The organism is Aquincola tertiaricarbonis, assembly GCF_000969605.1.
In the GTDB taxonomy this organism is placed as follows: domain Bacteria; phylum Pseudomonadota; class Gammaproteobacteria; order Burkholderiales; family Burkholderiaceae_C; genus Aquincola; species Aquincola tertiaricarbonis.
On the sequence record NZ_JZUE01000016.1, the window covers coordinates 97,858 to 116,031 of the forward strand.

At 68.8% G+C, this 18,174-nt stretch carries 18 protein-coding genes and 1 pseudogene; 11 read left to right on the plus strand and 8 right to left on the minus strand.

Annotated elements, in window-relative coordinates:
* The first annotated feature begins 24 nt into the window (after positions 1-24).
* Together VO99_RS18150 and VO99_RS18155 are read left to right on the plus strand one after the other, a co-directional pair.
* The gene (locus VO99_RS18150; protein WP_046114318.1) at positions 25-1,653 is read left to right on the plus strand and encodes a 3-(methylthio)propionyl-CoA ligase; all 1,629 of its coding nucleotides are present in this window, start codon (positions 25-27) and stop codon (positions 1,651-1,653) included.
* A complete protein-coding gene (locus VO99_RS18155; RefSeq protein WP_046114319.1) occupies positions 1,641-2,768 on the plus strand; it encodes a CapA family protein in 1,128 nt (375 codons plus the stop codon). The genes VO99_RS18150 and VO99_RS18155 overlap by 13 nt, the downstream gene beginning before the upstream one ends.
* 26 nt (positions 2,769-2,794) lie before the next feature.
* Here VO99_RS18155 and VO99_RS18160 read toward each other — a convergent pair whose 3' ends face one another.
* The 3 genes from VO99_RS18160 to VO99_RS18170 all read right to left on the minus strand — a co-directional run bounded on the left by VO99_RS18160 (position 2,795) and on the right by VO99_RS18170 (position 5,028).
* The gene (locus VO99_RS18160) at positions 2,795-3,571 is read right to left on the minus strand and encodes a molybdopterin-binding protein (RefSeq protein WP_046114320.1); all 777 of its coding nucleotides are present in this window, start codon (positions 3,569-3,571) and stop codon (positions 2,795-2,797) included.
* Positions 3,568-4,356, minus strand: coding sequence for a cytochrome b/b6 domain-containing protein (locus tag VO99_RS18165; protein WP_232315413.1), 789 nt, complete (start codon positions 4,354-4,356; stop codon positions 3,568-3,570). The genes VO99_RS18160 and VO99_RS18165 overlap by 4 nt, the downstream gene beginning before the upstream one ends.
* A gap of 78 nt (positions 4,357-4,434) precedes the next feature.
* Positions 4,435-5,028 (minus strand): hypothetical protein, encoded by a 594-nt coding sequence (locus VO99_RS18170; protein WP_232315414.1) that lies wholly within the window; start codon positions 5,026-5,028, stop codon positions 4,435-4,437.
* Positions 5,029-5,214: 186 nt separating this feature from the next.
* Between VO99_RS18170 and VO99_RS18175 the strand changes: the two genes are divergently transcribed.
* Genes VO99_RS18175 through VO99_RS18185 form a run of 3 tightly spaced genes read left to right on the plus strand, consistent with a single transcriptional unit; the run spans position 5,215 to position 7,739 of the window.
* A complete protein-coding gene (locus tag VO99_RS18175) occupies positions 5,215-5,907 on the plus strand; it encodes a heavy metal response regulator transcription factor (RefSeq protein WP_046114323.1) in 693 nt (230 codons plus the stop codon).
* Entirely contained in the window at positions 5,904-7,301 is a 1,398-nt protein-coding gene (locus VO99_RS18180; RefSeq protein WP_046114324.1) for a heavy metal sensor histidine kinase, read from the plus strand. The genes VO99_RS18175 and VO99_RS18180 overlap by 4 nt, the downstream gene beginning before the upstream one ends.
* A 39-nt stretch (positions 7,302-7,340) precedes the next feature.
* The gene (locus tag VO99_RS18185) at positions 7,341-7,739 is read left to right on the plus strand and encodes an ester cyclase (RefSeq protein ID WP_046114325.1); all 399 of its coding nucleotides are present in this window, start codon (positions 7,341-7,343) and stop codon (positions 7,737-7,739) included.
* 143 nt (positions 7,740-7,882) lie between these two features.
* Here the strand turns inward: VO99_RS18185 and VO99_RS18190 are convergent, their stop codons facing one another.
* On the minus strand, positions 7,883-8,179 hold the full coding sequence (locus VO99_RS18190) for a type II toxin-antitoxin system RelE/ParE family toxin (protein WP_046114326.1): 297 nt from the start codon (positions 8,177-8,179) through the stop codon (positions 7,883-7,885).
* A 5-nt stretch (positions 8,180-8,184) separates the two neighbouring features.
* Positions 8,185-8,439: a type II toxin-antitoxin system ParD family antitoxin gene (locus VO99_RS18195; protein ID WP_046114327.1), complete on the minus strand. Its 255-nt coding sequence runs from the start codon at positions 8,437-8,439 to the stop codon at positions 8,185-8,187.
* A gap of 132 nt (positions 8,440-8,571) precedes the next feature.
* Here VO99_RS18195 and VO99_RS29655 point away from each other — a divergent pair.
* Positions 8,572-9,197 (plus strand): annotated as a pseudogene (locus VO99_RS29655) (tyrosine-type recombinase/integrase).
* 874 nt (positions 9,198-10,071) lie between these two features.
* Here VO99_RS29655 and VO99_RS18210 read toward each other — a convergent pair.
* Positions 10,072-10,479, minus strand: coding sequence for a VOC family protein (locus VO99_RS18210; RefSeq protein WP_157039634.1), 408 nt, complete (start codon positions 10,477-10,479; stop codon positions 10,072-10,074).
* Positions 10,480-10,594: 115 nt separating this feature from the next.
* On the opposite strand from VO99_RS18210, the gene VO99_RS18215 reads away from it, so the two are divergent.
* On the plus strand, positions 10,595-11,281 hold the full coding sequence (locus tag VO99_RS18215) for a helix-turn-helix transcriptional regulator (RefSeq protein WP_046114329.1): 687 nt from the start codon (positions 10,595-10,597) through the stop codon (positions 11,279-11,281).
* 306 nt (positions 11,282-11,587) lie between these two features.
* On the opposite strand, the gene VO99_RS18220 is transcribed toward VO99_RS18215, so the two are convergent.
* Both VO99_RS18220 and VO99_RS18225 read right to left on the minus strand, forming a co-directional pair.
* The gene (locus VO99_RS18220) at positions 11,588-12,655 is read right to left on the minus strand and encodes an SDR family oxidoreductase (protein WP_046114330.1); all 1,068 of its coding nucleotides are present in this window, start codon (positions 12,653-12,655) and stop codon (positions 11,588-11,590) included.
* Positions 12,656-12,978: 323 nt separating this feature from the next.
* On the minus strand, positions 12,979-13,440 hold the full coding sequence (locus VO99_RS18225) for a hypothetical protein (protein WP_157039630.1): 462 nt from the start codon (positions 13,438-13,440) through the stop codon (positions 12,979-12,981).
* A gap of 774 nt (positions 13,441-14,214) precedes the next feature.
* Here VO99_RS18225 and VO99_RS18230 point away from each other — a divergent pair.
* From VO99_RS18230 to VO99_RS18245, 4 genes are all read left to right on the plus strand, one after another.
* Positions 14,215-15,747, plus strand: coding sequence for a sensor histidine kinase (locus VO99_RS18230; protein WP_046114332.1), 1,533 nt, complete (start codon positions 14,215-14,217; stop codon positions 15,745-15,747).
* A complete protein-coding gene (locus VO99_RS18235) occupies positions 15,744-16,382 on the plus strand; it encodes a response regulator transcription factor (protein WP_046114333.1) in 639 nt (212 codons plus the stop codon). Before VO99_RS18230 ends, VO99_RS18235 begins: the two co-directional genes overlap by 4 nt.
* Positions 16,383-16,512: 130 nt before the next feature.
* Entirely contained in the window at positions 16,513-17,013 is a 501-nt protein-coding gene (locus VO99_RS18240) for a GlcG/HbpS family heme-binding protein (protein WP_046114334.1), read from the plus strand.
* Positions 17,010-17,744, plus strand: a complete 735-nt coding sequence (locus tag VO99_RS18245) for an ankyrin repeat domain-containing protein (protein ID WP_046114335.1) — start codon at positions 17,010-17,012, stop codon at positions 17,742-17,744. Before VO99_RS18240 ends, VO99_RS18245 begins: the two co-directional genes overlap by 4 nt.
* The last annotated feature ends 430 nt before the right edge of the window (positions 17,745-18,174 follow it).

Here is an 18,174-nt window from a genome sequence, read left to right on the forward strand (position 1 = left end):
GATGCCACCGTTGAAGGACCCCCCATGCACGGCTTGATGCAAGACCAACCCCTGCTCATCTCGCAGCTCATCGACTTCGCTGAGCGGCACAACGGCAGCACCGAGATCGTCTCCCGCCGGGTGGAGGGCGACCTCCACCGCTACACCTGGGCCGAATGTGCGCAGCGGGCGCGCCGCGTGGCCCGCGCACTGGATGCACACGGTCTCGACCCGGGTGACCGCGTGGCCACGCTGGCCTGGAACGGCTACCGCCACCTCGAGCTGTATTACGGGGTGAGCGGGGCCGGACGGGTGCTGCACACGCTGAATCCGCGGCTGCACGCCGATGAGGTGACCTGGATCGTCAACCACGCCGACGACCGGGTGCTGTGTTTCGACCCCACCTTCCTGCCGTTGGTGCAGGCCATCCATGTGCGCTGCCCCACCGTCGAGCGCTGGGTGGCCTTGTGCGACGGCAGCCACGTGCCCGCGGACAGTGGCATCCCCGGCCTGGTGAGCTACGAGGATTGGATGGCCGCCCCCGGTCTCGACTACGCCTGGCCCCGCTTCGACGAGCACACCGCCTCCAGCCTTTGCTACACCAGCGGCACCACCGGCCATCCCAAGGGCGTGCTCTACAGCCACCGTTCTACGGTGCTGCACGCGTACGGTGCCGTCCAGCCCGACATGATGGGGCTGTCCAGCCGCGACAGCGTGCTGCCGGTGGTGCCCATGTTCCATGTCAATGCCTGGGGCCTGCCGTATGCGGGCGCGATGGTGGGCTGCAAGCTGGTGTTCCCCGGCCCCGCGCTCGACGGCAGGTCCCTCCACGGCCTGATCGAGTCGGAGCAGGTCACCTTCGCTGCCGGCGTGCCGACGGTGTGGCAGATGCTGCTGGACCATGTCCAGTCGGTCGGCGGCAAATTCGCGACGCTCCGGCGCACCGTGATCGGCGGTGCGGCCTGCCCGCCCGCCATGCTGCGGGCCTTCGAGCAGCAGCACGACGTGCGTGTGCTGCACGGCTGGGGCATGACCGAGATGAGCCCGTTGGGCACCATCTGTTCGTTGAAAAAGCAGCACGACGCCCTGCCCGTGGACGAGCGCCTGCACATCCTCGAAAAGCAGGGTCGCGCGGTGCACGGCGTCGAGATCAAGGTCGTGGGCGAGGATGGGCAGGACCTGCCCTGGGACGGCCGCTCTGCCGGCGAGCTGCTGGTGCGGGGCCCGTGGATCGCGCGCGACTACTTCCGCTCGACGGCCGACGGCCCGCTCGTCGATGGCTGGTTCCCCACGGGCGACGTGGCCCACATCGATGAGGACGGCTACCTGCAGATCACCGACCGCAGCAAGGACCTGATCAAGTCCGGCGGCGAGTGGATCAGTTCGATCGAGATCGAGCACATCGCGATGGCGCATCCGGCGGTGGGCATGGCCGCGTGCATCGGCATCCGGCATCCAAAGTGGGACGAGCGCCCCGTCGTCGCCGTCGTGCTGCGTCCGGGTGCGCAGCTCACCCCGCGGGAGCTGCTGGACTTCTACCGGGACAAGCAGCTGGCCCGGTGGCAGATGCCCGACGACGTGGTCTTTGTCGACGCCATTCCGCTGGGGGCCACCGGCAAGATGCTCAAGACCCGGCTGCGCGAGCAGCTGAAGGACCACCGATGGACGACCTGACGCTCGTCGCCGTGGGCGACGTGTTCCTCAACCGCGATGATCCGGACGAGTCCTTCGCGCATGTGGCCCCGCTGCTGCAGGCCGACAACCTCACCTTCGGCAATTCGGAAGGTACCTATGCCACCGCGCCGCAGGCCGACGACGACATGATGGCCGCCATCCTGGCGGCGCCCGGCAACATCGCCGCCCTGGCCCGTGCTGGGTTCGACGTGATGTCGGTGGCCAACAACCACATCAACGACTGGGGTCGGGCCGGCATGCGGTCGACGCTCGAAGGGCTGCGGCAGGCGGGCATCCGGCCCGTGGGCTTCGGGCGGGACGTGGACGAGGCATTCGCCCCGACCTGCGTGACCGTCGGCGACCGGCGCATCGCCTTCGTTGCGGCATCGATGATCGGCTCGTGGAACGCCGCCGCGCAGGCAGATCGCGACGGCGTCGCGATGCTGGAAGTCGCGACCCAGTACCACGACCTGCACCGACAGCCGGGCAGCCCACCGCATGTGCGGTCGCAGCTGACCGAGGCCGCGGCCGCCCGCGTGGCACGCAGCTTCCAAGCGGCCGCCCGCCAGGCCGACTTCGTGGTGGGCAGCTTCCATTGGGGGGTGCACTGCTTCCCGGCGATGCTGGCCGAATACGAGGGGCAGCTGGCCCGGCTGGCCATCGATCATGGCGCCGACGTCATCCTCGGCCACCACCAGCACATCCTGAAGGGTGTCGACTTCCACCAGGGCAAGCCCATCCTGCACGGGCTGGGCAACTTCGCCTTCGACCTGCCCGGCATCGAGCAGATCGCCAAGCCGCGTGCGGTGCGCGAGACCATCGAGATCCATGGCGAGTATGGGATCTTCTCGCGCGACGGCTACCCGACCGTGCCCTTTCATGAGGAGTCGCGGATGACGGTCGTGGCACACATCGGGTTGAAGCAGGGGCAGGTCCCCTCCGTGGCGTTGACGCCCTGCCTCATCAATCAGCAGGGGCAGCCCGTCCCGATTCGGCCCGCCGAAGAAGCCGCGTGGGCACGCTTCATCGTCTACCTCCGGCGCATCCACTGGCTCGCCGACCTCCATCCCCGGATCGAAGCTCGCGGCGACCGCATCGCCATCCTGCCGGCGTGACGCGGCGCGGTCCTGCCGGTCGGCCATCAGATGCCGGCATACCACTCGTAGCCCCGGTCTTCCCAGTAGCCGCCCCTGCCGCCCCAGAGGTGCGTGAAGCTCGACACCACCTCGAGGCGCATCAGGTACTTGGCCTGCTTGTAGCCCAGCTGCCGCTCGACCCGCAGGCGCAACGGTGCCCCGTGCGCCACGGGCAGCCTGCGATCGTTCATCGCGTAGGCCAGGAGCGTCTGCGGATGCCAGGCGTCGATCAGGTCGATGCTTTCGTAATAGCGCCCGCTGCCGTCCAGGGTCTGCTCCAGTTCATCTGCGCAATGCAGCACCACGTAGCGTGCCCCCGGGGCCAGGCCGGCGGCGTCCAGCACCCGCTTCAGCTGCACGCCTTGCCACTTGCCGATGGCACTCCATCCTTCCACGCAGTCGTGGCGCGTGATCTGCGTGCGCGAGGGCATGGCCATCAGGTCGTCCAGCGACAAGCTCAGCGGCTGGCGCACCAGGCCGTCCACCTGCAGGCGCCAGTCCTTGAACCCGCCGTGCAGCAGCCGTGCATAGGCGTCGGACTCGGGCATGCGCGTGCCGTTGGCCCGGAACACCGGCGACAGGTCCGCTTCGGTGAACTCCGCTGCCAGACTGGTGCGCTGCAGGAAAAGCCGCTGCGCACCCTGCGTCAGGTGTTCGGTGCGGCGCACCAGGGCATCCGCAGCGGGCGAGGCCACCAGGCGGTCGCATCCCGTCAGGGCCAGCGCGCCCAGTCCTGCGGCGGCGCCTCCCAGCCAGCGTCGGCGTGAAAGGGTCGTTCTCATCGCGGGTCGTCCTGGTGGAGTCGGATCGCATAGCGGCCGGTGACCATCGAGCGCAGGTTGTTCCACCAGCCCGATGCCACCACCATGGCCAGGTGCACTGCGACAAACACCACCAGGGAAAAGGCGGTGGCGAAGTGCAGCGTGCGGGCGGTGGCCCGGCCTCCCAACAGCTCCACCAGCGGCGGGAACACGGCGTTGGCACCCGGCGACATGGCCAGTCCCGTCAGCACCATCAGCGGCAACAGCACGAAGATGACCAGCAGGTACGTGAGCTTCTGCAGGGCGTTGTAGCGCCGGGCCTGCTCCCCTGTCGGAAAGCGCAGGCGCGCATGCTCGCGCACCTCGTGCCAGAGCGCGCCCGGCGCCAACTGGTCGCGCGACGGCAGAAGGTCTCGCCGGAAGTGGCCCTTGAACGCGCCATGGGCCAGGTAGGCCAGCCCATTGATCAGCAGCAGCCAGGCGAAGCTGAAGTGCCAGCGGCGGCCGGCCCCGAGGTCGTGGTACGAAGGCAGCGTGACCCAGGCCGGCAGGGCCCGCGCCACCAGCTCGCCTGCTTCCTCGCTCGCGCCCAGCACGCCCGTGGTGGGCAGGCTCAAGCCGCCGATCCGCAGGTGGCCTTGCAGGGCCCGGCCGGTGCCCGTGCTCGTGACCTCGAGCACCGCGGGGTCGTCGTCGGCGCCGAACCGTCCCAGGTACAGGCGCGGGTGTGCATTGAAGATCTGCAGGCCGCTGGCCAGCAGGCCCGTGAAGCAGACGACGTTGAGCCAGTGACTCAGGCGGACCACCCGCCCATGCCGCCTGACGAGCGCGACCGGCACTGGTGGCACGGTCGCCGGTGGGATCTTCAACATGGCCGCCCGCCCTCACATCGGCGGAACGACGCCGTCCTTGCCGACGACGAGCTGTCCGGAAGACAGGCTGCCGTCCTCGGCCTTCTCGGCCGAGACGAAGACCGCGGCCCCCGCGCGCAGGTCTTGCGCGGTGGCGGGGATCAGCGTCACGATGGGCGTTCCGTTCTGGATCGAGATCTTCTTCTCCTGGCCGTGGTAGCTCAACGTGACGGTGCTGCCGTTCACCGACTTCACGGCGTTGGACACGGTGGCATTGGTCATGGAGCTCTTCGGCTTCAGGTCCCAGCCAAAGCTGCCTTCGCCCATGCCTTTCAGCGCGGCCGGAAAGATCAGCACCTCCAGTGCGCCGTCGCCGCCCTCGGCCTTGGGCAGCGATGCGATGCCGACATAGTCGCCCGGCTTGATGTCGGTGATGGCCGCCCGGGCGACCGCATTGATGTGCAGGCCGTCCTTGAGCTTGATCTTGACGAGGTCGCCCTCGCGCGCTTTGACCTCCAGCACGTTGCCGGTGCGGGCGACCACGGTGCCGCGGACCCGAACGGCCGCATCGGCGGCGCTGGCGGCAACGGGCACGGCGACCGCCAGCGAGAGCAGGCTGGTGGCCACCAGGGCGTGAAGACGTTGACGCATGAAATTTCCTTCGGTTGTTGCAGGGATGGGAGCGGGATCCGCGTTGAACGCACCAGGCGTTGCGGCCCGTCGAAACTGTAGGAATTTGGCGGCCGAAGGGGGTGACAGGTCGATGACAAAAACGTCACGTGGCGGCGCCCGGGCCCATGGAGAATCCTTCGCATGAAGATCCTGGTCATCGAGGACGATCCCAAGACCGGGGACTACCTGAAGAAGGGCCTGCGCGAGAGCGGCTATGCGGTCGACCTCTCGCGCACCGGGCGCGACGGCCTGCACATGGCGCTGATGAACCCCTACGATCTGGTGGTCCTCGACGTGACGTTGCCCGGCATCGACGGTTGGCAGATCATGCCGGCGCTGCGCGAGAAGGGGGACGTGCGTGTCATGTTCCTGACGGCTCGCGATCAGTTGAGCGACCGCATCCGCGGCCTGGAACTGGGCGCCGACGACTACCTGGTCAAGCCCTTCTCCTTCACGGAACTCGTGCTGCGCATCCGCACGCTGCTGCGGCGCGGCGTGTCGCGCGACGCCGATGTCTACCAGGTGGCCGACCTCAAGCTGGATGTGCTGCGGCGCAAGGTGACGCGCGAAGGCGTGGAGATCGGCTTGACCAACAAGGAGTACCTGCTGCTGCACCTGCTGGTCAAGCACCAAGGGGAGGCGCTGTCGCGAACGCTCATCGCCTCCGAGGTCTGGAACATGAACTTTGACAGTGACACCAATGTGGTCGATGTGGCCGTCAAGCGGCTGCGGGCCAAGGTTGACCGGCCCTTCGCCACGCCGCTGATCCACACGGTGCGCAACGTCGGCTATTCGTTCGGCGACGCGCCCGACGAGCCCGAGGCCGTGACGTGAGCGGACGCTGGTGGCCGGGGTCGCTGGCACTGCGCGTCACGCTGCTTTGCGGGCTCATCGCCATGGCGATGACCGGCATGCTGGGCGCCTACTTCTTCCTCTTCGCGCGCACGGCGATCAACGCCCATGCCGACGACCAGCTCATCGGCCGCGCCGAGCACTTCCGTGGCCTGGTGGCTGAGGCGCGCAGCGTGCAGGACCTGCGCGACCAGTCGTTGATGTTCGCGGCGCTGCTGGGCGCGACCACCGACGTGCTGATCCTGCGCCGCGTCGGTGAGCCGGCCTTCATCGAGGTCAATCGTGGTCGCGTGCCGCTGCCGGGCGCCTTGACGCGCGTGCCGCTGGACCGGCGGATGAGCCCCGGCGACGTGCTGCGCACCACGGACCACCCGCAGATGCACTGGGTGGCCGGCCTGGCCCGATCGGGTCTGGATGGTGGGGTGGTGGAGGTGCTGACCGGACACCCGCTGGAAAGCGAGCTCGAGATGATCGACCGCAGCCGTTTCCATGTGCTGCGCAGCACGCTGATGTCCATCGCCGTGTCGGTGCTGCTGGTGTACCTCGCGTTGCGCCATGGCCTGCGCCCCTTGCGCCGCATCACCGCCCACGCGGCGCGCATCCATCCCATCGACCTGTCGATCCGCCTTCCCGAGCAGGACGCGCCGCGCGAGTTGCGCGACATGGTGGCGGTGTTCAACGCCATGCTGGACCGCATTGCTCAGGGTTATGAGCGCCTGTCGCAGTTTTCGGCCGACCTGGCGCACGAGATTCGCACCCCCGTGGGCGCCCTGATCGGGCAGACCCAGGTGGCACTCAACCGCGTGCGCACGCCGCTCGAGTACCAGCAGCTGCTGGAATCGAACCTGGAAGAGCTGACGCGGCTGAGCCTGATCGTCGATGACATCCTGTTCCTCGCGCGTGCCGATCACGCGATGCTCGACATCGAGCGCGGGCCGCTGGACTTGGGCGCCGAGCTGCACGCGATTGCGGACTACTTCGAAGGCCCGGCGGAAGAGGCGGACCTGCAGATCGCGGTACGGGCCGCGGGCACGGTGGTGGCCAATGCACCGCTGGCCCGGCGCGCCATCCACAACCTGGTGGTCAATGCGCTTCGCTACAGCCGTGCAGGCACCACCGTGCGCCTGATCGCTGAGCGGCAGGCCACCGGGGCGCTCGTCGCGGTAGAAAACGACGGTGACGTGATCCCCGGCGAGCAGCTGGAGCGGCTGTTCGACCGGTTCTATCGCGCGGACGCCAGCGGCGACCGGCCGGCCGACGGCAGCGGCCTGGGCCTGTCCATCGTCAAGGCAATCATGGACCTGCACCGCGGCCGGGCCAGTGTCAGCTGCTCTGAAGAAGGCACCATTCGATTCGAGCTGCGGTTCCCGGCCTGAAGCGTGGCGCACACCGCGGATTTGCGTTTGAATGAGGCCATGCCGCACCTCGACCTGCCCTCTTTCTACCGCCGCTACATCGACTGCCTGAACGCCCGGGATCTCGACCGCCTCGGCGAGTTCGTGCACGCGGACGTCGAATACAACGGAAATCGCATCGGTCTGCCCAGCTACCGCGCCATGCTTCAAGGCAACTACCACGACATGCCGGACCTGCGCTTCCAGATCCGGCTGCCGGTGGCCGACGCCGCGACCGTGGCCTGCCGGCTCCATTTTGACTGCAGGCCGGTGGGCCGCTTTCTGGACCTGGAAGTGGCTGGCCGGCGCGTGTCGTTCAGCGAGAATGTGTTCTACCAGTTCGAGGATGGGCGCATTCGCACCGTCTGGTCGCTGATCGACAAAGCGGCCATCGCCGAGCAGCTGGCGCACACCGCCTGACTCAGTACGTGGGGACGGCAACGCACGCCCTTGGCCGAGAACCGCTCTCAACGCCTGCATTTCGGACAGGTTGTCCGCACCGCGCTGGGAGACCGTTAGGACGGCAGCTCCGATGACCGGACCTTCAAGAAGCCAGGCGCGCCCTACTCATCGCTGAAGACCGCGTCAATGTCGCGGGCACTGTGCAGCACCCGCACCACGTCGATGCCATCTTTGGTGGGCACATAAAAAATGACGTAGCGCCCGAACGGGAGACTGCGTACTTCAACCTCCAGTTCGTCTCTCGCCCTTCCCATCAACGGCTGGGTCGCGATCAGCGCGAGCTTCTCATCGAGCCGATCGACCCACCGATCAGCCTGATCGACGCTGTCCTCGGCGATGTAGTCCCAGATGTCGAGGATGTCGGTTGCTGCCAGCGGCCGACGCGTAATGCGCGCCATGGCAGCTATGCCACCTTGCGCGCGCGCCGAGCCCTGCCTTCGCGTTTGACCTCTTCCGCATTCCACGCCGTGCTCGGCCCGCTGTTCAGGCCCTGGCGAACGTCGTCCCGCAGCTGCTCCAGCTTGGCGGCGCGCAGTCGGTCTTGCTCGTCCATGAGGCGCAGTGCTTCGCGCACCACTTCGCTCGCCGACGTGTAAAGGCCGGAGGCCACTTTCGCACGGACCAGTTCTTCAAGCTGCGGTGTGAGGTTGACGTTCATGCCCACGGGTTGCTCTCCTTGTGCAGGGTCAACGCAATGATATCAAGGTATGTCAAAGATGGACATCCAGCATCGACGCTGGCGCTGGCGCCTGGGCGGCGGCGTGGCGCCGCCAATAGATGGAGGTCCCTCATGGAAACGAACCAAGCCATACCTGGGAATCGAGTGCCTTGGAACAAGGGCAAGCTCGTGGGCCAGAAGGCGCCGTTCAAGCCGAAGGACGTTTGGGCACTGCGCGCCCTCATGGAGCGCTGGCACCGCACGCGCGAGCTGGCGTTGCTCAATCTGGGCATCCACAGCAAGTTGCGAGGCTGCGACCTGGTCGTGTGAGGCTGCGCGACATCCAGCACGGTGCTCAGATCGGGCCGAGGGCGATCATCACGCAGCACAAGACCGGTCGCCCGGTGCAGTGTCAGATCACGCCGCCGACGCGGGCAGCGGTTCAGGCGTGGGTGATCGAAGCCGAGATCAAGTCCGATGGCTCCCTGTTTCCCAGTCGCATCCACGGCTCGCCGCACCTCTGCGCGCGGCAGTACGCGCGCATGCTGCGCGGATGGGCCGCGATGTCGAGCTTGATGGGACGGCCTATGGCACGCATTCGTTGCGGCGCACGAAAGGCGGCACTGATCTACCAGAAGACCTAGAACCTGCGCGCGGTGCAACTGCTGCTAGGCCACAGCAAGCTGGAGAGCACGGTCCGCTGTCTCGGTGTGGACATGCACAACGCGCTGGAGATCTCCGATCAGACGGAGATCTGACCGCGCAACAAGCGGCCGCTGGGCTCTCGCGGCGGGGCTCGGCGTCGGCTGTTGAGAAGCGCTCCAGGTTGACTCTCATGGACGCCCTGCAATTTGTGTCCTCACAGCCGACACGCATGGCTCTCTTTCGACCCAAAGCGGAACCACGACTCCACCCGTTCTTGCATCTCTGCAACGCCTAGGTCCAGGCGCTTCGGCAACCGCGCTCTCTCCGCCGCGGCCAGGGCAGCGCCGATCTCCGCGCGGGTGAGGTCTGTGCAGTGAGCGGGCGCGTCGGGCTGCTGGCGCCACCTTGAAGGGTGAACCGGATCGGAGCCAGTTGGATGAAGTCAGGTGACTGGCGAGTGGCTGGTAGTAGTTTGCGTCGCCTTCTGCCGGCGGCATGGCAAGTCCGGCGGTCGGCGTGGCTGTGGTCAATGTCGAACGACGCCCTGCCATGGAACTCCCGTCTGCGCCGCTGGCGACGGGGTCGCGTGCCGGGTGAGGAATTGCCGCGGCGAGCCGGCGCGGATGTCAGAGTCCGCAGCCATCTTGGCCCACGTCTAGAACCGCAGCTCCTCTGGGCCATGCAATAGGGACTGGATGACCGGCGCCGATCGACGTGAGGTGGGTGCAAATCGCACCCAACCTACTACTCCAGATGCACGGCTTGCTCACGACGCGTCCTGGTGAGCGCACGGCAAGAGGAACGGTCAGAGGGATTCATGCGTCCCGTCGTGGCGGTCTGCCAGGTGATGCCGGGAGGGCCGGGTTACGGGTCGGAGGGCACCCGGGACAACACGGGGACCGGGCCGCGATCGGCATGTATTTTCAGCGAGGATGCGCGACGCGGCACTCGCCCCACCCGGCGTTCACGGCCCCCCGCACATTCCGGTCACGACGGGGAGTGACACACCGCCTCGATGTTGATGCCGTCGGGATCGCGCACGAAGGCACCGTAGTAGCCGGGGTGGTAGTGGCGAACTCCTGGCGGGCCATTGTCCTGCGCGCCGGCCGCCATAGCGGCCTTGTGGAACGCATCCACTTGATCCCGCGTCTGCGCCCGAAAAGCGAAGTGGGTCGCCTCGCCCACCCTCGCGTTGCCCACGATCCAGAACAGCGGCTTGTGCTCGCGCCCGAAACCATGGATGCTGCCGCCGGTCTTCTGCTGCTCGCCGCCCGCTTCAGCGCGGGATGGCGGGATTGAATGGAGCAGCTTCAACCCGAGCGGGGCGAGGGCTGCTTCGTAGAAGCGTCTGGATCGCTCGGCGTCGGAGACGCCGATGTTGAGGTGGTCGATGATGGATTCGTCAAACGGGTTCATGAGGGGTCTCCTTCAGGTTGGAACGGAGACCACGGTACCGGGGCGCCGCTGACAGCATGGTGTCAGCAGTTGCCTGTGCAGGCGAAGGGAAGCGATGCGAAAGGCGGACAGGCTGCTACAGATTGTCCAGGTGCTGCGGCGGCGAGGGCGTGCGACCACCGCCCGGCGGCTGGCCGAGGAACTCGAAGTTGCCACGCGAACCATCTACCGGGACATCGCGGCGCTTCAGTCCAGCGGCGTGCCGGTGGATGGGGAAGCCGGGATCGGCTACGTGCTACGGCCGGGGTACGACCTGCCGCCCCTGATGTTCTCGACGGAGGAACTCGAAGCGGTGGTGCTTGGCGCCCGCATGGTGATGGAACGCAGCGACACGCTCTTGTCGTCGGCCGCCGAGAACGCGCTGGCGAAGATCAGGACGGTCATCCCCAAGGCGGAACAGGACCGGCTTTGGCAATCTTCGCTGCTGGTTCCCCACCGGCTCGAGGAAGCCGTGGCGTTCGGCCCCCACGTGCCTCGGCTTCGGGAGGCCATCCGCCACGCCCACAAGATCCGCATCGACTACCAGGACCTGCAGGACCGCCGTTCGACGCGCGTCGTCTGGCCCCTGGGCCTGTACCTCTTCAGCCACGTCACCCTGGTCTGCTGCTGGTGCGAGCTGCGAGGCGATTTCAGGGCGTTCCGGTCCGAGCGCATCCGGCGATGTGATCGCCTCGACGACCACTTCGACCCGAGGAACGGCGCGCTGCTGACCGAGTTCCTCGCCACGTTCCGGGTTCCGTAACGGCGTCCTGGACGCGGGGCTTGGCGGGCGCTCCGTTGGACGGCGCGGGCCCTCGCCCGTCGATACGCGCGGAGCTGCTGAGGCAGGACCGGTTTGGATCGGATCATCATGCCTATCGCTCTACCGATCCTTGCGCCCAGCATGGAGGCGTCTGCGAAGCGGACGGTCAACGCACCGTTTCGACCGATCGCAGACATCGCTCCCAGGATCGAGTTGCGCCTCGCCCACGCCGGCCAACGGCGAGGGGCCAGCCCCATCGCGCGGACGGTCCCGCCCAGCGGATCGTCAAGCGCATCACCTGCTGGCTCAGGGGATCAGGCGAGCGGCACGCAGCTGTGCGAACAGGTCGAAGAACGACTCGTCCGTGGCTTGCCATGCGCAAAAGCCCAGTTTGCGGCTCTTTGCCATGTCGGTCATCACTTCGAGCGGGCGCCCGAGATCGAGGTCGGTATGCCAGGCCGAGGCCAGCCGATCGAGTGCGGTCTCGGACAGACCATGGCGCTGGGCGATCTCGCGCCAGAGCGTCGCGTCTTGGGCCAGCACAGGTTCGAGTGGCTGCACGGTGCCGTCGAAGCCCGCTGCCTCGACGCCGAACCAGTCAGCGATCCGGCCCCACAGCCAGCTCCAGCGGAAGACGTCACCGTTGACGATGTTGAACGCCTCGTTGCGCGCGGCATCCGTGTCGGCGGCCCACACCAGTTGCTTGGCGAGCATGCGAGCGTCGGTCACATCCGAGAGGCCATTCCACTGGGCTTCGGACCCAGGGAAGCGAAAGGCACGGCCCGCCTCCTTGCAGATGCTTGCGTACACCGCGAGCGTGGTGCCCATGTTCATGGCGTTGCCGACCGCCATTCCGATGACCGTGTGCGGGCGGTGCACCGTCCATGTGAATCGGTCGCGCTCAGCAGCTGCATACACTTCGTCCTCCTGCGCGTAGTAGAAGTTCTCGAGCGGCAGGCGTGGCTGGCTCTCGCGCAGCGGCGTGTCGGGCAGCGTGCCGGAGCTGGCATAGGCCTCGAACGGGCCCAGGTAGTGCTTGAGCCCGGTCACAAGGGCGACGTGGCGCACGGACCTGCGCGCCGACAGCGCGCCAAGAAGGTTGCGCACCATCGCCGCGTTGATCCGGATGTTCTCGGCTTCCGTGGCTTGCCGCAGCCAGGTGGTGATGAACACGTGGGTAGGCGACACGTCGGCAAGTGCCGTGGCCAGGCCGACCGGATCCAGCAGGTCCGCTGCGATCGGACGGACGCCCTCGACAGCGGGATGTGGCCGCCGCGCCAGCCCATAGACGGTCCAGCCTTGGCTGATGAGCTCACGGGCGGTGTTGCCGCCGCCGATGCCGCTGACACCGACCACCAACGCGGTTCTTTCCATGCTTGTCTCCTGGATTCACGGGACCACGCGTTCGATTTAAGCGCGTTCCCTGGGCCCGTGGCAAAAGAAGGGAATGACGGCTTTGGGCCGGAAGGCGCTGTCAAGGTCCGCTTCGCGGACGCCCGCCCAGAGAGCACGCGGTGTTGCCGGTCCGGGGCGATCGTGACAGTCGGCGTTCGCTGCACAACAGTTGGCAATCGCCTATATCGAAAGCACCCATTCCACGAGACTTGAGTCATGCCCTCCTCGCGGCGAGCGACTGCTGTGTCCGCGGGGCGGACCTTCAGCGCACCGTTTTGATCTAGCCAGCCGGTTTCAGTGCTCTAGGGCGCTGGCGGCCGCGATCGACGATCCAAGTAGGACGCGAAGCCAAAGCAGAAGGAGGTGAGAAGCGCACCCATCAGGCCCACATCCAGGTCTGCAAATCGACCGGCCAGTGTCACTGACCAAGCCAGCCAGACGGTGACAACCGCAAACACCACCCCGAGCACGCGCCAGGACCGCGGGCTCATCAGCGACCCATGGCGATTTCGACGTCCAAGCACGAGGCGCGAACCGATCTCGAGGCAGAACGCACCGATGGGCGCGAGGACCAGCGGCAACACGGGATCAAGGGGTTTGACCGCAGTGTCGGTAAATGCGTCCCACAGGACGTTGATCAAGCCGACTGCAATCAACACGCCGAACGCACACAACACGCTTCCAGCAAGCCGGTATGCCCAGTGAGTGACCGGCGACGCCAAACGGTCCTCGAGCGTCGACCTCTGACGTTGTCTGGGTGCCATGTGATCTCCACGGCGGGATTTGCAAGGCACCTCCTACTCGGTCCGCGGCTTTCCCTGGGCCTGGCTACGACGTGCCTGCAGTGGTCTACAACTCCGGAGATGTCGGCATGCGTCGAGCGGATGACGCACCAGGCTGCACTGCCACGACCGGGGTCGGAAGGGCTCCTGCGTTGAGCACCCTTGTGTGGCCGGTCGAAGCAATGAGCAGCACATCTGCCAGCGTGATCAAGGGAGGCGTGGACAAGGAAGGCCGGCCTGAAGTCGACCATCACTCCCTACCCGAACGAGCGCCTCGGATGTCCCCGCAGCCACGTTCGCGGGCGCGCAATGAGCGCACCGCCGGCCCCTTCCTTTTCAACAGCGGGCCGTCACAGCGCGCCTTCGCTCACCACTACGGCTCAACCGTGCTGCTCTTGCCGCGGTGATGTTGGGCCGCGAACACCGGCCCGCCCGTCCGACAACTCGCAATGTGTCCAGCAGCGCCAACCGGTTCAGCGGGCCTCAGGCGCTGTTCTGGGCAGAGGCCGGCGTCTGTGCGGCCTGCGCAAGCACGAACGGCCAGTGCGCCAGTGAATTGGAGCGTGCCCGACGGGAGCGCGCTTGGCCGCAGCCGCGCCGGGCCGGCCCAATGGGTGACGGCACGAACGGCTGTTCACAGGGACGCCAGGGTGGCCGTCGGCCGTCCGCCCGCCGATCACAGGGCATTTGGGGGGAATCCGGCCCTTCGCGATGCCCGTTTGCCGATCGGCCTCCGGCGACTGACAGAATTGGCACATGCAGTTCCGCTGGCGACACGCTGCCCCGTGGATCCTGGGCTGGGCCGTGCTGGCGCTGGCCGGCAGCGCCGTGCTCGTGCGCTGGGACATCGCGCAGCGGCGCGACGCCTTCGCCACCGATGCACGCATCGTGCACCGCCTGCTCAGCCAGCGCGCCGTCGAGATTGACGCAACGCTGGCGACGCTGTCGCTGCTCGACACGACGGCCGGCGCCGCCGACGCGGCCCAGCGCCTGCCCGCGCTGCACCCGACGGTGCTGCGGGTGCTGCGGCGCGCCGGCGGCGCCGCCTGGTCCGAGGCCAGCCTGGACGCTGTGCTGCGCGACGCCGAGCTGATGTCGCGCCGCGACCGCCGTGCCGTGCTCGCTGCCATCGACGCGGTCCGCGGCCACTACGTGCTCGTGCTCGCCGGTGCGGCCAGCCTGTCGCACGCGCTGGTCGTCGATGCCGCGCGGCTGGTCGACGCCGACACCTGGCCTCTGGCGCGGGACGGCCCGGTGCGGGTCGAACTGCGACACGCCGGGGCGGTGCTCGTGCTGCAACCGGGCGCCGACCGCGCCGTGCGGCCGCTCGGGCTGACGCCTGGCTTCGTCGCCGGCAAGACGCTCGACGCGCCGAGCCAGCCGTTTGAGGTGCACCTGCAGCGCGCGACGGGCCCGGCGCAGTGGCCGTGGGCTGCGCTGTTCGCCTGGGTGCTGGTCAGCGCCGCGCTGGTCGGCGCGGCCGCGGCGGTGCAGCGCCAGCGCACGGCCCGCCGGCGCGCGGAAGACCTGCTGCGGCTGGGCCAAGTGGCGCGGCTGAACACGCTCGGCGAGATGGCCGCCGGCCTGGCGCACGAGCTCAACCAGCCGCTGGCCGCCGTGCTGGCCAATGCGCAGGCGGCGCGGCGGCGGCTGGCCGGTGCAGCGCTGGCGTCCTCGCGCGATACCGCAAACCCCGTCGACGACGACGATGACCTCGCGCAGGCGTGCGAGGCGATCGAGCAGGTCGTTGCGCAGGCCCGGCGGGCCAGCGACGTCGTGCAGCGCCTGCGCCGCAGCGTCGAAACGCGCGGCGCGCCGGCGGCGCTGCAGCCGGTGGCGCTCGACGCCACGGTACGCGACGCGCTGCACCTGCTCGACCCCCGGCTGCGCCGCGACCGCATCGAATTGACCCAGGCCCTGGACGCCGTGACGGTGACGGCCGACCCGGTGGCGCTTGAGCAGATCGTGCACAACCTGCTGCTCAACGCGCTGCAGGCGCTCGAGGACACGCCTGCGGCGCGGCGTCGGCTCGAGGTGCGCACCGCGATGGCGGGCGACGGCGGCCTGCTGACTGTGGCCGACCGCGGCCCCGGCATCCCGTCCGAGCTGCTGCCGCGGCTGTTCCAGCCCTTCGCGACGACGCGCCAGGGCGGGCTGGGGCTGGGCCTGAGCTTGAGCGAGACGCTGGCCGCGGGCATGGGCGGCAGCCTCGCCGGCGGCAACCGCGACGGCGGCGGCGCCGAGTTCCGCCTCGTGCTGCCGCTCGCGGCGGCAAGCGGCACGGCATGAACGGCGCGCAGCAGTCGCCGCTGGTGCACGTCGTGGACGACGACGCCGGCGTGCGCGATGCCCTGGCGCGGCTGATCGCCAGCGTGGGCCTGCGCGTGCAGCCCTGGGACGACCCGCAGGCCTTCCTCGATCGCTTTGACCGTGCCGCGATCGGTGTGGTCGTGCTCGACGTGCGCATGCCGGGGCTGAGCGGACTGACGGTCCTCGACCGCCTGCGTGCCGAGGGCGCCGACCAGCCGGTGGTGATGCTCACTGGCCACGGCACGGTCGAGTTGTGCCGGCGCGCATTCAAGGGCGGCGCGGCCGAGTTCCTCGAGAAACCGGTCGACGACGACCTGCTGCTGGATACGCTGCAGCATGGGATCCGCAGCCATGTGCGCTCGCGCGAGCGCCGCCAGGCCGACGCCGGCGCACGCGAGCGCTATGGGCAGCTATCCCCGCGCGAACGCGAGGTGCTGTCGCTGATCGTCGCGGGGCTGACGAACAAGGGAATCGGTCGTGCGCTGTCGCTGTCGCCGCGCACCGTCGAGGCGCATCGCGCCAACCTGTTCGCCAAGCTGCAGGCCGAGTCGCTGGCGGCGCTGATCCGCAGGTACGCGGCACTCGTCGAGACCGACGCCGAAGGCACGGGCTAGTGCCACCGCGTAGTTCTACGCAGTGGCGCGCGTAGCCGGCCGGATGGCCACGCGATGGCGCGCTGCCTACAGTGCCGCCACGGTCGCGCTGCGGCCGACCGAGACCCCAAGACGAAGCCGGAGACCCCCGATGAAGACCCTCGCCCGCCTGCTCACCGCGACGCTCCTGACCGCCGCCGTCGCCACCGGCGCCGCGCACGCCCAGGCCGTGCGCACCGAGAAGAACATGTCGCTCGAACTGGCGACGCGGCTGGCCGCCGCCACCGTCGCCGCATGCCAGGCCAATGGCCACGCCGTGACCGCCACCGTGGTCGACCGCGCCGGCAACGTGCGCGTCGTGCACCGCGCCGACAACGCCGGCCCGCACACGCTGAGCGCCAGCTTGCAGAAGGCATTCACGTCGGCCTCGGCGCGCAACACGACGCTGGCCATGATGGACGCCTCGCAGAAGAACCCCGCGGCGGCCAACCTCGTGCACATCCCCGGTTACCTGCTGCTCGGCGGCGGCGTGCCGGTGCGCACGGGCAACGAGGTGATCGGCGCGATCGGCGTCGGTGGCGCACCGGGCGGCCACCTCGACGAGCAGTGCGCCGTCGCCGCGCTCGAGCAGGCGAAGGATCTGCTGCAATGAGAGCGACCGGTGCGGCGCGGCCCGCGTGCGCCGGGCGCCGGCGCACGCTCGGTGCCGTCGGCCTCGCCCTCGCCGCCGGCCTGTCCGCCGCGGCCCCAACGTCGGCGCAGGTGCCGCCCGGCGCGGCCGAGGTGCAGGCCTACCGCGGCCTGCACGCCGCGGCCTGGCGTGGCGACGCCGCCGCGGTGCCTACGCTGCTGGCCGGCGGCGCCGACCCCAACGGGCGCGACGGGCGCGGCCGCACGCCGCTGCATGTGGCGGCCCACGCGCGCCGGCTCGACGCCCTCCGTGCGCTGGTGCGCGGCGGGGCCGACCTCGGCGCGTTCGACGCCGATCGCTACGACGCCGTGACGATCGCCGCGGTGGCCGACGACGAGGTGACGCTGGCGCTGCTGCTCGGGCTCGGCGCGGATGCCAGGCTGATCACCAGCCGCTACGACGGCACCGCGCTGATCGCCGCGGCGCACCTGGGCCACGACGGCGTCGTGCGCCAGCTCATCGCCGCCGGCGCACCGCTGGATCACGTCAACAACCTGCACTGGACCGCACTGATTGAGGCCGTCGTGCTGGGCGACGGCGGCCCGCGCCACCAGGCCACGCTCAAGGCGCTGCTCGAGGCCGGCGCCGATCCGAGGCTCGCCGACTGCAGCGGCCGCACGCCGCTGCAACTCGCGCGGTCGCGCGGCCACACGGCAATGGCGCGCCTGCTCGAGGCCGCTGGCGCGCGCTGAGTACTGCGGCGGGCAGGCGCCCACCTGCCGGCCCTCGGCCCCACGCCGGGGCGTTCGGCCGTAGGACTGCAGCTGCGGCGCGACGGCACTCCCGACCCTGGACGCGTGTCGACGAGTCGCAGCGTCCAAGCAGCAAGCAGCACAGCTGCCCTTCGCCAAGGACCGATGCTGGCCGAACGTGCGCCTTGAAGATCCGCTCTGCGGACACATTCGCGGGCGCAAGGAGGGCAGCGCCGGCCGCCTCCCCTTTCAACAGCAGGCCGTCAGCCAAGCAAAGCCTTCGCTCACTACGGCGGCTCTCAACTGTCCTGCCCTTGCCGCGGTGATGTCAGGCCGTGCACACCAGCCAGCCAGCCCGCCCGCCCACCAGCAAGTGGTCCGGCAGCGCCTGCAGCTCCAGCGCGCCTCAGGCGATCTCCTGGGCCGACGC

Bases quoted from the DNA above. Each gene is read 5' to 3' on its own strand.
- VO99_RS18240 (WP_046114334.1), top strand. From the start codon at position 16,513: ATGAAGACCCTCGCCCGCCTGCTCACCGCGACGCTCCTGACCGCCGCC.
- VO99_RS18235 (WP_046114333.1), top strand. From the start codon at position 15,744: ATGAACGGCGCGCAGCAGTCGCCGCTGGTGCACGTCGTGGACGACGAC.
- VO99_RS18225 (WP_157039630.1), bottom strand. From the start codon at position 13,440: ATGGCACCCAGACAACGTCAGAGGTCGACGCTCGAGGACCGTTTGGCG.
- VO99_RS18150 (WP_046114318.1), top strand. From the start codon at position 25: ATGCACGGCTTGATGCAAGACCAACCCCTGCTCATCTCGCAGCTCATC.
- VO99_RS18215 (WP_046114329.1), top strand. From the start codon at position 10,595: ATGCGAAAGGCGGACAGGCTGCTACAGATTGTCCAGGTGCTGCGGCGG.
- VO99_RS18155 (WP_046114319.1), top strand. From the start codon at position 1,641: ATGGACGACCTGACGCTCGTCGCCGTGGGCGACGTGTTCCTCAACCGC.
- VO99_RS18230 (WP_046114332.1), top strand. From the start codon at position 14,215: ATGCAGTTCCGCTGGCGACACGCTGCCCCGTGGATCCTGGGCTGGGCC.
- VO99_RS18185 (WP_046114325.1), top strand. From the start codon at position 7,341: ATGCCGCACCTCGACCTGCCCTCTTTCTACCGCCGCTACATCGACTGC.
- VO99_RS18160 (WP_046114320.1), bottom strand. From the start codon at position 3,571: ATGAGAACGACCCTTTCACGCCGACGCTGGCTGGGAGGCGCCGCCGCA.
- VO99_RS18245 (WP_046114335.1), top strand. From the start codon at position 17,010: ATGAGAGCGACCGGTGCGGCGCGGCCCGCGTGCGCCGGGCGCCGGCGC.
- VO99_RS18220 (WP_046114330.1), bottom strand. From the start codon at position 12,655: ATGGAAAGAACCGCGTTGGTGGTCGGTGTCAGCGGCATCGGCGGCGGC.
- VO99_RS18175 (WP_046114323.1), top strand. From the start codon at position 5,215: ATGAAGATCCTGGTCATCGAGGACGATCCCAAGACCGGGGACTACCTG.
- VO99_RS18190 (WP_046114326.1), bottom strand. From the start codon at position 8,179: ATGGCGCGCATTACGCGTCGGCCGCTGGCAGCAACCGACATCCTCGAC.
- VO99_RS18195 (WP_046114327.1), bottom strand. From the start codon at position 8,439: ATGAACGTCAACCTCACACCGCAGCTTGAAGAACTGGTCCGTGCGAAA.